General features: G+C 61.9%; 12 protein-coding genes. 6 read left to right on the top strand and 6 right to left on the bottom strand.

Annotated features, from left to right (window positions below):
* Both ACU0AG_RS15855 and ACU0AG_RS15850 read right to left on the bottom strand, forming a co-directional pair.
* Positions 1–389, bottom strand: a 389-nt coding sequence (locus tag ACU0AG_RS15855) for a hypothetical protein (RefSeq protein WP_482783237.1), incomplete at its 3' end; no start/stop codon positions are given.
* The gene (locus tag ACU0AG_RS15850) at positions 389–634 is read right to left on the bottom strand and encodes a helix-turn-helix transcriptional regulator (protein ID WP_482783236.1); all 246 of its coding nucleotides are present in this window, start codon (positions 632–634) and stop codon (positions 389–391) included. The genes ACU0AG_RS15850 and ACU0AG_RS15855, both read right to left, overlap by 1 nt.
* 409 nt (positions 635–1,043) lie before the next feature.
* Between ACU0AG_RS15850 and ACU0AG_RS15845 the strand changes: the two genes are divergently transcribed.
* From ACU0AG_RS15845 to ACU0AG_RS15835, 3 genes are read left to right on the top strand one after another with little or no spacing between them, the layout of a single operon-like run.
* Positions 1,044–2,219: a PepSY-associated TM helix domain-containing protein gene (locus ACU0AG_RS15845; RefSeq protein ID WP_482783235.1), complete on the top strand. Its 1,176-nt coding sequence runs from the start codon at positions 1,044–1,046 to the stop codon at positions 2,217–2,219.
* Entirely contained in the window at positions 2,216–2,395 is a 180-nt protein-coding gene (locus ACU0AG_RS15840; protein WP_482783234.1) for a hypothetical protein, read from the top strand. The genes ACU0AG_RS15845 and ACU0AG_RS15840 overlap by 4 nt, the downstream gene beginning before the upstream one ends.
* A 36-nt stretch (positions 2,396–2,431) precedes the next feature.
* A complete protein-coding gene (locus tag ACU0AG_RS15835) occupies positions 2,432–4,630 on the top strand; it encodes a TonB-dependent receptor (RefSeq protein WP_482783233.1) in 2,199 nt (732 codons plus the stop codon).
* Between the two features lie 396 nt (positions 4,631–5,026).
* Here the strand turns inward: ACU0AG_RS15835 and ACU0AG_RS15830 are convergent, their stop codons facing one another.
* From ACU0AG_RS15830 to ACU0AG_RS15815, 4 genes are all read right to left on the bottom strand, one after another.
* Positions 5,027–6,658, bottom strand: coding sequence for a cation:proton antiporter domain-containing protein (locus ACU0AG_RS15830; protein ID WP_482783232.1), 1,632 nt, complete (start codon positions 6,656–6,658; stop codon positions 5,027–5,029).
* Positions 6,659–6,689: 31 nt separating this feature from the next.
* Entirely contained in the window at positions 6,690–7,934 is a 1,245-nt protein-coding gene (locus ACU0AG_RS15825; protein WP_482783231.1) for a potassium/proton antiporter, read from the bottom strand.
* A 393-nt stretch (positions 7,935–8,327) separates the two neighbouring features.
* Positions 8,328–9,137, bottom strand: a complete 810-nt coding sequence (locus tag ACU0AG_RS15820; protein WP_482783230.1) for a TerC family protein — start codon at positions 9,135–9,137, stop codon at positions 8,328–8,330.
* 97 nt (positions 9,138–9,234) lie between these two features.
* Positions 9,235–9,534: a hypothetical protein gene (locus ACU0AG_RS15815; RefSeq protein ID WP_482783229.1), complete on the bottom strand. Its 300-nt coding sequence runs from the start codon at positions 9,532–9,534 to the stop codon at positions 9,235–9,237.
* Positions 9,535–10,146: 612 nt separating this feature from the next.
* Between ACU0AG_RS15815 and ACU0AG_RS15810 the strand changes: the two genes are divergently transcribed.
* The 3 genes from ACU0AG_RS15810 to ACU0AG_RS15800 are packed head-to-tail and all read left to right on the top strand — an operon-like array spanning position 10,147 to position 12,061.
* The gene (locus ACU0AG_RS15810; protein WP_482783228.1) at positions 10,147–10,449 is read left to right on the top strand and encodes a metalloregulator ArsR/SmtB family transcription factor; all 303 of its coding nucleotides are present in this window, start codon (positions 10,147–10,149) and stop codon (positions 10,447–10,449) included.
* Positions 10,446–11,102, top strand: coding sequence for an SdpI family protein (locus ACU0AG_RS15805; protein ID WP_482783227.1), 657 nt, complete (start codon positions 10,446–10,448; stop codon positions 11,100–11,102). Before ACU0AG_RS15810 ends, ACU0AG_RS15805 begins: the two co-directional genes overlap by 4 nt.
* Positions 11,099–12,061 (top strand): alpha/beta hydrolase, encoded by a 963-nt coding sequence (locus ACU0AG_RS15800; protein ID WP_482783226.1) that lies wholly within the window; start codon positions 11,099–11,101, stop codon positions 12,059–12,061. The genes ACU0AG_RS15805 and ACU0AG_RS15800 overlap by 4 nt, the downstream gene beginning before the upstream one ends.
* The last annotated feature ends 17 nt before the right edge of the window (positions 12,062–12,078 follow it).

Below are 12,078 nucleotides of genomic sequence, written 5' to 3'. Positions count from 1 at the left end.
ACCGCCATGATCTTTCCGCGATTTTCGCGGCTCTCCCGGCGGGGTGGCAGGCAACCAGCTTGCAGGGGCGGGTGATCCTCTACCGCGAAGTCCGGGACTATCCGCAAGGCGACGTGATCGCCCGGAGCTGACGGAGCGCAAAGGCTCCACTTCCAAGCTCGGAAAACGGGGGGTGTATGCGTGGTCGACATCATAAGTGCGCCAAACACCAGGCCGGGGCCGGTATCGCCTTGCGCAGTCAAAACCAGCCCCGCGCTCCCCGCTGCCATGAACGCCAGATTGGCAAGGATCGACAAGCGCGGGGCGACCCCGTTCTCGGCATTTGCGTCGATCGTTGCAGCCGCGAGCCGGTCGAGCCGCTCGATCACCTTATTGCCTTCATAAGCCATCATTCGCGTCCCTTCTGCAAAGCCTGAGAAAGTGAGGGGAACGGTTCGAACGAGAACAGCAGTTCGACCGAAACGCCGAACAGCTCGGCAATCGACAGCGCCAGTTCGAGGCTGGGCTTGTAATCGCCGCGCTCAAGGAAGCCGATCGTCTGGGGGTTGACCCCGACGGCTTCCGCAAGCTCGCGCCGGCTCATCCCGGCATCGGCCCGGAACATGGCAATTCGATTGTGAATTTCCCTAGACATGATGACACCATATATGAAGCGTTGTGTTTACACAACATAAATATGGAAATGGTCACTTCGCGGCTGTGGTGCTGGTTTATCCCGCTAAGCCCGTTTCTTGAGCGACGCTTCCGGCGGATCAAGGGCAGGTTTGGCGGTCAGGGGGCGTCGGGAATGGGGGCGCTTGCTGAAAGGCAGGGTTTTCCTAGAAGCGAAGCGGAGCCGACATGCCGCTTTCAGGATCGCGCGGGGGTCCGGCGCATGGCCGGTCGTGGGTGGGAAGCTGAATGACAGCTTCAAGCGGCGGTTCGTATGGCTGCACCACCATTTGCACAATTGCGAGTGATTAGCATTTACATTTAATTCGCTCCTGGCTAACGTTCGTCTGCGGTCAGGGGTTTACAATGCATATTCCGTTTGCAGGGCGCGCATGAAGCGTTCCGCCATCAAGACATGGGTGTGGGTGCACAAGTGGACGAGCCTGGTATGCACGGCATTCCTGCTGATGCTGTGCGTCACCGGACTGCCGCTGATCTTCCATGACGAGATCGATTGGCTGACGGAAGAACAGCCTGTCTTCGGAATGCCGGGCGTGGGATCGTCCGGCACGGCCAAAGGGCTGCTCCCGCTCGACGAGATGCTCGCACGTGCGCTGGCCAACCGGCCGGCCGAGGTGCCGCTCTACATGGCCTTCGACAATGATCAGCCTTCCATGACGATTACCACCGGGCCGCGCCCGGACTCTCCCGGGTCTGAGATGACGATCCAATCTTTTGACCGTTCGACCGGCGAACTGATCGGCGCGGTCTCGGAGGACAACGCCAGCGGTGTTGACGCTGTCATGCACTTCATCCTGCAACTGCATACAGACATGTTTCTAGGCCTGCCGGGAATGCTGTTTTTGGGCGCGATGGGCGCAGCGTTCGTGGTCGCGCTGGTATCGGGCGTGGTGCTTTACGCCCCCTTCATGCGAAAGCTCGGTTTCGGCACGCTGCGCACCGGTAAAGCGGCCCGCACTAAGTGGCTCGATTATCACAACCTGCTGGGTATCGTGGGCTTGGCATGGATGCTGGTGGTGGGGCTGACCGGCGTGATCAACGCGCTCGCCGTGCCGATCGAGGATGCTTGGAAAGCCAACGAACTGGCCGCCATGACCCGCGATTATGCCGGACGCCCGCCACTGGAACCTGCGCGCTACGGCTCGCTCGATACGGCAATGGCGGCGGCGCGTGCGCAGCTACCGGGGAACAATCCGCAATTCATTGCCTTTCCCGGCGGCACATTCAGCTCGAATTATCATTATGCGGTGTTCTTTCAGGGCGACACGCCCCTGACTGAACGGCTGCTGACGCCGGCCCTGATCGATGCGGAAACCGGCGTGTTTACCGACGCCCGCCCGATGCCGTGGTATTATCAGGCGCTTTCGCTGTCGCGCCCGCTGCACTTCGGCGACTACGGCGGCCTGCCGCTCAAGCTGCTGTGGGCGGCGCTGACCCTGTTCACCATCCATGTGCTTGGCACCGGGCTCTACCTGTGGCTGGCCAAGCGCCGGTCGCCCGTTGCCGCACCGCGCCATGCCGCCGCCATTGCCGAGCCCGCCGAATGAGCCGTGCCCGGCCCCTGTCCGCGATCTTAGCATGGCCGCTGGTGATCTTCGTTATCGGCCTTGCTGGCCTGATCGTCGCCCTGACCGGCGATGGCTGGCGCGACGCTGCGGCATGGGCCGCGTTGGCCGCCCCGCTGGCCGCGGTGCTTTGGGCCATGGCTCGCCGCCGCACCTGACATTCGCCGAACTTGCATTCACAAGGATATTCGAACGTGACCACACTCGCCTTCCGCCGCCATCTGCTGCTTGCCACATCGCTTGGCCTTGCCCCGCTTGCCGCGCCCGCCGCCGCGCAGGAAACTGCCGACGACAACGAGAACCTTATCATCGTCACGGCCCAGCGTGCCAATCAGTCGGGTGTCGAACAGCAGGGCAGCGTTGGCGTGCTGGGTGACAAGGATGCCGCCGATGTGCCGTTCAGCATCCGCAGCTACAATGCCGCGCTGATCCTGAACCAGCAGCCACAGACCCTCGGGCAGGTGCTGGAGAACGACCCGACGATCCGCACCACCACCGGCTTCGGCATCGCGGGCGAGCTGTTCGTGATCCGCGGCTTCTCGCTCGCGGGGGACGACATCGGCTATGACGGACTCTATGGCATCATGCCGCGCCAGCTGGTCGCGCCCGAACTGTATGAATCGGTCCAGGTGCTCAATGGATCGACTGCCTTCCTCAACGGTGCGGCACCCGGCGGCACCGGCATCGGGGGCAGCGTCAACCTGATCCCCAAGCGCGCCACCGACGAAGCGATCAACCGGGTCACTGCCGGCTTTACCGGGCCGGAGCATATCGGCGGCAGCTTCGATATCGGACGCCGTTTCGGGAGCGGCGGCGAATGGGGCATCCGCGTCAACGGCACCGCGCGCGCCGGAGATGTGTCGATCGACGATGAATTCCGCAGCACGTATGTGCTGGGGGCCGCAATCGACTACAATTCGGGGCCACTGCGCGCCTCGGTCGATCTGGCCTATCAGCGGGTCAAGGTCTCGCACTTCCGGCCCAAGCTGCGGGTCAACACCCTCACAGTGATCCCCGAAGCGCTCGATGCCGAAACAAATTTCGGCCAACCTTGGCAGTTCACCACCCTTCGCGACATCTTCGGGCAGGCGCGGATCGAATATGACATCGCCAGGGATGTCATGGTCTATGCGTCCTTTGGCGCGCGCGACGGGGCAGAAGAAGGCGTCTACAGCACGCCGACCCTGATCAACGCCGCCACCGGCGAGATCACCGTCAGCAGCTCTTTCATCCCGCGCACCGACAACAACGAAGCCGCCACGGCAGGTGTGCGCGCGAAGTTCGCAACCGGCGGGATCACGCACGAGGTGAATGCGGGCGGATCGATCAACTGGCTGGTCAACCGCAACGCCTTTGAATTCTTCGCCCTCTCGGCCGAACGGAACAACCTCTACGCACCCGTCACGGTCACCCCTTCGACCACAGTGACGTTCTGGGGCGGTGATCTCGACGATCCCTTTCCGATCGGGCGCACCCGGCTGACCAGCGGCTTCATCTCGGACACGCTCGGCTTCTGGGATAACCGCATCCTGTTGACCGCCGGTGTGCGCTTGCAGGCGATCAACACCAAATCATTCTCCAACGTCACCGGCGCGCTGACGAGCGAGTATGACGAGGACAAGCTCACCCCCGTGTTCGGCCTCGTGGTGAAACCCGCCGAAGGCCTGTCGCTTTATGCCAACCGTATCGAGGCGCTGGTGCAGGGTGCGGTTGCGCCTGCCAGCGGAGCGGACCCTTCTGGCGGGGCGGCGCTGCCGGTGACCAATGCGGGCGAGGCATTGGCACCCTTCGTGTCCGAGCAATACGAAATCGGCGGCAAGCTGACGCTGGGCGGGATCGACCTGTCGCTGGCGGCCTTCCAGATCGACCGCGAAACCGCGATCCTGCGCCTCGCGCCGGGGCAGACGGGCGCGCTGGAATTCGGCCCCTTCGGCATCCAGCGCAACCGCGGCATCGAGTTTACCTTGGCTGGCGAATTGTCCGAGGGCTTGCGCTTGATCGCGGGCGGATCGGTGATCGACGCGAAGCTGCGCCGCACCCAGAACGGCGTAAACGAAGGCGCGCAGGCGGTGGGCGTGCCGGAATACCTGCTCAATGCCAACCTCGAATGGGACGTCCCTTTTGTGCCTGCGCTGACCCTGACCGGGCGCGTGGTGCATACCGGGGAGCAGGCCGCAAACATCGGCAACACCCTGTTCCTTGAGGAATGGACGCGGTTCGATCTTGGCGCTCGCTATGTCACGGTGGTGGGCGGCGCGCCGCTCACCTTCCGCGTCAATCTCGATAATGTGGCGGATGCCGATTACTGGGCCTCGGCCTTCGACAGCTTCCGCCCCGACCTTCAGCTTGGTGCACCGCGCACATTCAAGGCGTCGGTCACCTACGATTTCTAGGGCGCGCGCGGGCCGGGCAGACCTACTGTCGGCTTGCCGTCCGGCCACTGGCTGGATCACAGCGCGAACGGCTTGGAGCGTTTCGAAGCAGCTGGAATTACATGCTGACTTAGAAAACGCGGCAAAACAATAACCTGGAGCAACCGATCCGATGCAGTCGGATCGGAACTTGCTCTAGAGGCAGTTTTGGGGTCGCTTGCTGAATGGCAGGAAATTTTCAACCAAGGCAGCTTGCTGCCGTTCGGCTTATGGTGATGGAACCCGCCGGTCAGCTTCTGCGCGTTTCTCGCCAGCAGCTGCCATTGACCAATCGACCCCATACCGGTCACTCTGGCTATTGAAGGGCCGATGCCGCGCGGAGACCGCCGAGATGAAGATAAGCATCAACGGAACAAGTCAGGTCGCTTTCAGCAGCGATGCCATACGTGCGGCAATCTCGCGCTCCCCCATGATCACATGATCCGCCCCCAGCTTTTCAAGGTAGGCGACATCCTCGTCAGAATGGGCCCGCGCGATAATCTGTATCGCAGGATTAAGCGCGAGCGCGTTCTGCGCGATCGCGCCGGCCTCGAACCCTCCGGGGATTGCCAGCAATAGCCCGGCTGCGTGCTCGATATCGGCCTGCTCCAACACCGCCGGATCGGCAGCGTTTCCTTCGATAAAAATGAGGCCGCGCGACCCATCATGTTGCGCCAGCCCAGTGCGCGCTTCGATGACAACAAACTTGCCCGGCCCACCATGCGCTGCAGCTATCAGCCGTCCGACGCGCCCGAACCCCACAAGGATTGTGTGGCCGGTTGGAGGCGCAGGCGTTGCCGGGGCCGCAGCCTCTCGCGCGCCGGAAGTGCGAACGGGTGCTCGCCCGACCGCGAGCGAGAAAATAAAAGGGTTGGCTAGGATCGAGAGGATTGCCCCTGCAAGAATCAGATCGCGCGCTTCGGGCGGCAAGATGCCGAGCCCCGTGCCGAGCCCTGCCAGAATGAACGAGAACTCCCCGATCTGGGCGAGGCTCGCTGACACGGTCAACGCGGTCTCGTTCGGGTGTCCAAAGGCTCTGACGATCAGGTAGGCGATCAATGATTTGCCAAAGATGATGATCGCCACTGTCGCAACCAGCGGCCACGGCTGCTCGACCACGACCGCAGGATCGAACAGCATCCCGACCGAAACGAAGAACAGCACGGCAAAAGCATCGCGCAGCGGAAGGGTTTCCTCCGCAGCGCGGCGGCTAAGCTGGGACTCCCCCAGGATCATGCCGGCAAAGAACGCGCCCAACGCGAAGGATACGTCGAACAGGAATGCCGCACCGAATGCTACGCCGAGCGCAATGGACAGCACCGCAAGGCGGAACAGTTCGCGCGAGCCTGTATGGGCCACCCAATGCAGTCCCGCAGGGATCAGCCGCTTCCCGACGATCAGCATCAGGGCGATGAAACCTGCCACCTTAAGCAGTGTGACAAATAGCAGGCGAGCCACGGCACTGCCATCGGACACGGTGCCGTTCACCAGATCAGCAATGACTGGCAGCATGACCAACGCAAGGACCATCGCCAGATCTTCGACGATCAGCCACCCGACGGCGATCTTGCCGCGTTCCGTCTTGACCGCGTCACGCGCCTGCAGTGCCCTGAGCAGCACGACGGTGCTGGCTACAGATAGAGCCAGTCCGAAGACAAGGCCTGCCACCACCGACCAGCCCAGGAACAGCGCCAGGCCAAGACCCAGCGCCGTCGCTCCGGCAATCTGCGCCAGCGCCCCAGGGACGGCGATGCGACGCACCGACAACAGGTCTTTCAGTGAAAAGTGCAGGCCGACGCCGAACATCAGCAGGATTACGCCGATCTCGGCCAGCTCCGTTGCCAGGTCGGCGTCTGCAACATAGCCCGGTGTGAAGGGGCCGATGATGACGCCGGCAAAAAGGTAGCCTGCAACAGGTGACACGCGCAGCCGGTGTGCCAGCGCCCCCATGATAAAGGCAGCCACCAGACCTGCAACAATCGTAGCGATCAGGGGAGTGTGGTGCGGCATGGGCGGATTAGATGCGAGGCTAGTCAGTGCGTCAAGCCTGGCCGGTTTTTGCCTCTGGCAATTCCCGCTGCGCTACCCGCTGGTCGTGGTCTCCGATCCTGAGCTTGCGGCCAGCCCAGTTGATCGTTGGTCCCTGGATCACGCTCGACAGCAGCACCACGAAGAAGACGATGTTGAAGATCTCGAAGGCACCTTCCACCCCGGCAACAATTGGGAAGGTCGCCAGCACGATGGGCACCGCCCCGCGCAGGCCCGCCCAGGACACGAACAGCTTGGCGCGCCATCCGAATTTGCGGAAAGGAGCAAGACAGACAAAGACGCTGATCGGGCGGGCTACGAACATCAGGATGAACGTGATGATGATTCCCGGCGCGACTGCAGGGCCGAGTGCGGACGGTGTCACCAGCAGGCCCAATGTCAGGAACATTGCTACCTGGGCCAGCCAGGCCATGCCGTCCTGAAAGGTCGACACGGTCCGCTTGGCCGCGTAGTTCCGGTTCCCTGCAACCAGCCCTGCAATATAGGCAGCCAGGAAGCCGTTGCCTGACAGCATATGCGCGGTGCCAAAGGCAATCAGCGCCGTGGCGATAGAGATGACGAAGGCAAGCCCGCCCTGCCGGTATCCGCCGCGCTTCAGCAACCAGGGCATGGCAAACCCGATGGCGAGGCCGACCACGCTACCCATTACCATCTGCACCAGAAACTCCGGCACCAAGGCAACCGGGCTGGCGTCCGGCGTTCCGATGAACAGCAGCACGGCGCCGACAAGGAAGATCGCCATTGGATCGTTGGAGCCGGATTCGACCTCAATCAGCGCCGGCACGTCCCCGTGCAAATCGAGACCCGTGGAGCGCAGGATTGCGAACACGGCGGCGGCATCGGTCGAGGCGATGATTGCGCCAAGTAGCGCAGCTTCCAGGGGCGATGCACCGATCAGGAGCATGGCTGCGCCGGCCACAATCCCGGCGCTCGCCAGCACGCCGAGTGTCGCCAGCACCAACGCCGGTGCGGCCACGCGCCGCACATCCGACCACGCGGTGTCCATGCCGCCCGAAAACAGGATGAAGATCAGCGACACCGTGCCGACCGATTGGGCAAACGAGAAATCGCTGAATGCAATGCCGCCGGGACCGTCGACCCCAGCGAGCATTCCCAGTCCCAGGAAGCCTATCAGTGCAGGAAGACCGAACCGGCTCGAAAGACTGCCGGCCAAGACTGTGGTCAGCAGGAGGATGCCCACTAGCAGCAGGGCGGCTTCGGTATTGAGGTTCAACATCGGCCGATAAGTATCAGGTAATTCGATCTTGTCAGCTAAGCCGCAAGCCGATCGCAGCAAAATACGCTGCGGGTCGAATGCAAAGCGGCGGTATGCTACGCCGGACACATGATACAAAAGTTCATAATGCTCGCCGCATCGGCCCTCACTCTCGCAGGGTGTGGGGGAGACAGTGATGGGTGTTCCGGCTTCGCTATTACCGGCACATCCACCCAGTCATCTTTCACAGTGCCAGAGCTGATGGCCCATGCATCAGCGATGGGGATGACCCAAGCCGAAGCAGAGACGCTCATCTACCTTGAAGGCATCTCGCCAAACACCCGCCTAGCGCCGGGTGAGACCTTGTGCATCGATGGACGGCCAGACCGGTAGCAGGACGATCACAGCGCTCGGCTAAGCACCTATCTGGGCAGCCAGCTTTTTGCGCCTGTTGCGCTGAGCAATGTTCAACGTTTCGACCGTAACCGAAAACGCCATCGCCGCGTAGATGTAGCCCTTGGGAACGTGAAAACCGAAACCATCAGCGATCAGCACAAGCCCAATCATCACCAGGAACGCGAGCGCGAGCATCACCAGGGTGGGATTGGTCTCGATAAAGCGCGACAGCGGTGTGGCTGCGACCAGCATGATACCAACGGTAATCACCACCGCTGCCACCATGATGGGGATATGATCGGTCATGCCCACGGCTGTCAGAATCGAATCGACTGAGAAAACAAGGTCGATGGCAATAATTTGGGCGATGACAGCACCGAAGCTGGCGGTCACGCCTGCAACCACTCCGGGCGTTTTGTCGAGAAGATCGCCCGATGCATCTTCCGGATCCATCGCATGGTGGATTTCCTTGGTGGCCTTCCAGAGCAGGAACAATCCACCAGCTAGCAAGATCAGGTCACGGCCCGAGAAAGCGGTCTCGAAGCTTGCCTTGTTGGTGCCCTCCACAGGCGGCCCAACGATGCCGAGATCAAAAAGGGGCTCCTGCAAAGTTACGATCCAGCCGATCAGCAGAAGAAGCCCGATTCGCATGCCAAGCGCCAGCAGCAGTCCAATGCGGCGCGCGCGTTCCTGCTGGTGCGCCGGCAATTTGTTGGACAGGATCGCAATGAAGATCAGATTGTCCACCCCGAGCACCACCTCGAGAGCGATGAGGGTAAGAAGCGCAAGCCAAGCGCCAGGATCCGAGAGTAGAGCGATGATGTCCATGCCGAAGCGTTTGCAGGACCGATCAAGCGAGCGCAAGGTGGGCTGGCTTCGAGAGCGAGAATTGCCGGAGCGCACCGCAGCGCGCTCCGGCAATCGTCTAAAGCGCTGACCAGATGAGCACCGCCAGAGCTATAAATCCGCCACCGACAAGCATTGCCACCCAGAACAGGTCGGCGCCGTTCAGGCGGTCGATGTGGTCTTTCTTGATGGCCTCGTAGGGTGCCTTAAGTGTCGGGTCACTGGCAATCAGCCCGACATCAAGCGCCGATGCCTCCTTCTTGAACCAGTGCAGAAGGTCAGCCAGCTCGTCGCTGTCGACGCCAGGGTATCTTGCAAGCAGGCTTGCCATTTGGTCGCGCCGCGTTTCGCGGGGCGCACTATCGATGTTGTCGTTCATGAGGAACCTCCTCAAATTGGGCTCTGCCTCCATCGGGGAGGCAATGGCATGAAGCTCAATTTATCGGAGGAGCCCTTGGTTTCGCTGGTTGTGCCCGGATCGACCGCAGCGGCGGACCACGCGACCAGCTTGGCAGCCGGAAGAGAGCCGGGCCGCTTGCGGTTGAGCAAAGAGCCAATGGCGCGATGCAGTCATACGGCGGCCCGGTGGGCTCGGGCTGCGCTGGGATCGCTTTCTCAGCCTGACGTGGTTTAACCAAGACAGCCACATCGACCGTCGTCGCGCTAAATGCAGAGCCTCGGCTTTGCTCCATTGCCTTGGCAGGCACAGCTGCATGCAGGCTGATCGCTGCCAGCAAGACAGCCGCGAGCAAATGAGAAAGTGCGTGGCGAACCCGGTCAAGCATCTCCTATCTCTTCAGTTGGAATAGCATCTTTCTGCAAGCGCTAATTGCCGTCCGTCAGGTTTCCAACGCCTGGAGCCATTCGCACCAGACAGCATTTATTCCAAGTGCGGGTGCACCTTGAGAAATTCTGCGCGAAAAGCTGTCAGGCACCAAGCGATCCCAAGTGACCATTGACGGAACCCATTTCGTTATTTAGCTAAATAGCGATGAATGAGATATTTGACGCTCTTGCCCATCCGATCCGCCGTGAGGTGCTTGAGATGCTCAAGCGCGGGGGCATGACTGCCGGCGAGATAGCCGACCAGTTTCCGGTATCAAAGCCCACAATGTCCGGACACTTTGCCAAGCTGAAGGCAGCCGGTCTGATCCGTGGTGAAAACCGAAGTGGGTCCATCACCTACACGCTCAACCTCTCCACGCTCGAAGAGGCGCTGCTGGGGTTCATGGGGCGCGTCGGGATCGGCAGCGGCGAGGCCGACCATAAGGGCAAAGTCGGGGACACGGCATGAAAGTGCGGGGTCTGTTCTTCGCCAATCTGGGGATCGCAGCGGCGATGGCCGGGTTTGGGTTATGGGTGGCCGCGGGCCTCGAACAGGGGGCCGAGCTCCCGATCCACTGGAATTTGGCGGGTGAAGCGGATGGCTATGCGCCGGCAGCCACGGCCCTGTTGTGGCCAGCAGGCGTGTCCGTCCTGATAGGCGCACTGTTTGCAGCGATCCCTCGACTGGAGCCTTTGCAGGAGCGGCTCGAGGCTTCGGCTCCGCTGCTGCGGTCAGTGTGGATCGGGACCATGCTGCTGATGGTCTATCTGCAGATTATGATCGCCGCACCCGCTTTGGGCTGGGCGCTTGGCCCTGACCTGCTTCAGGTCGGAATGGGCGCGCTGCTGGTGATGATCGGCAACAGCTTGCCCAAATCGCGACCGAGCTTCTTCGTCGGTATCCGGACCCCGTGGACCCTTGTCGATACCGACAACTGGATTGCCACCCACCGTCTTGGGGGCAAGGTGATGATGGGTGCTGGATGCCTGATCGTGGCGGCAGGCCTGTCGCCGCTGCCGCCGTCGTGGCGCGCCGCCGCCATGATGGCGCTGCTCGGCGGCGCGGTGGTGGTCCCCGTTTTCTACAGTTGGTGGCTGTGGCACCATAGGAGCAAGGCATGATCAAACGCGTTATGACACTGGCTGGCGCTGCAGCGCTGGTCGTTCCCCTTCATGCCGAGTCCGGCCCGGCAGAGGTGCCGATTGAGGCAGCAGGACCGCAAGGCCCGTTGGCGGGCGCGATGCTGCGCGGTTCGAGCGCGCAGGGACCGGTCGCTTTAATTATCCCCGGATCTGGACCGACTGACAGGGATGGCAACAGTCCTCTGGGCATTCGGGCAGCCAGCTATCGCCTGCTTGCTCAAGGGCTGGCTACTGAGGGCATCACCACCGTGCGCATCGACAAGCGCGGCATGTTTGGCAGTGCTGGCGCTGTCCCCGATGCCAACGCCGTAACGATGGCGGACTACGTGGCCGACACCGCCGCTTGGGTAAAATCCATCCGCACCCAGACGGGCGCTCCATGTATCTGGCTGATTGGCCACAGCGAGGGAGGGCTGGTCGCGCTTGCCGCTGCACAGGAGGTTGAAAACCTGTGCGGGCTGGTGCTGGTTGCGGCAGCGGGAAGGCCCCTGGGTGACGTGATCAAGTCACAGCTCCGCGCCAATCCCGCCAATGCGCCGTTTCTTCAGGCAGCCAATGCCGCGATCGACGAGCTTGCGGAAGGTCGGCGCGTCGATGTGACCGCACTGCCGCAGCCGCTTGCACCGCTATTCAATCCTGCCGTGCAGGGTTTTCTGATCAGCACCTTTGCGCTCGATCCGGCAGATCTGGCTGCAAAGGCACGTTTGCCCATCCTGATCGTGCAAGGTGGCAAGGACATTCAGGTTTCGGTTGAAGATGCGGAGCGTCTGAAAGCGGCCAATCCCCGTGCGATGCTGATCATCCTGCCTAATGCCAATCACGTGCTGAAGGATGTCGCGGGGAACAGTCCTGCTGATAACTTGGCGGCCTATCAAGCCCCTGACTTACCGCTATCTGAGGGGCTGGTTTCGGGGATCGCAGCTTTCGTCCGAGACTAGGAGCGGCCATTCGCCTA

This window comes from Erythrobacter sp. RANMB8, from assembly GCF_056848235.1.
The sequence above is the reverse complement of the archived record's forward strand: the minus strand, read 5'-3'. Positions and strand labels throughout refer to the sequence as shown.

Coding starts and splice junctions, on each gene's coding strand:
- ACU0AG_RS15850 (WP_482783236.1), bottom strand. CDS start 634: ATGTCTAGGGAAATTCACAATCGAATTGCCATGTTCCGGGCCGATGCC.
- ACU0AG_RS15845 (WP_482783235.1), top strand. CDS start 1,044: ATGAAGCGTTCCGCCATCAAGACATGGGTGTGGGTGCACAAGTGGACG.
- ACU0AG_RS15840 (WP_482783234.1), top strand. CDS start 2,216: ATGAGCCGTGCCCGGCCCCTGTCCGCGATCTTAGCATGGCCGCTGGTG.
- ACU0AG_RS15830 (WP_482783232.1), bottom strand. CDS start 6,658: ATGCCGCACCACACTCCCCTGATCGCTACGATTGTTGCAGGTCTGGTG.
- ACU0AG_RS15825 (WP_482783231.1), bottom strand. CDS start 7,934: ATGTTGAACCTCAATACCGAAGCCGCCCTGCTGCTAGTGGGCATCCTC.
- ACU0AG_RS15820 (WP_482783230.1), bottom strand. CDS start 9,137: ATGGACATCATCGCTCTACTCTCGGATCCTGGCGCTTGGCTTGCGCTT.
- ACU0AG_RS15815 (WP_482783229.1), bottom strand. CDS start 9,534: ATGAACGACAACATCGATAGTGCGCCCCGCGAAACGCGGCGCGACCAA.
- ACU0AG_RS15810 (WP_482783228.1), top strand. CDS start 10,147: ATGAATGAGATATTTGACGCTCTTGCCCATCCGATCCGCCGTGAGGTG.
- ACU0AG_RS15805 (WP_482783227.1), top strand. CDS start 10,446: ATGAAAGTGCGGGGTCTGTTCTTCGCCAATCTGGGGATCGCAGCGGCG.
- ACU0AG_RS15800 (WP_482783226.1), top strand. CDS start 11,099: ATGATCAAACGCGTTATGACACTGGCTGGCGCTGCAGCGCTGGTCGTT.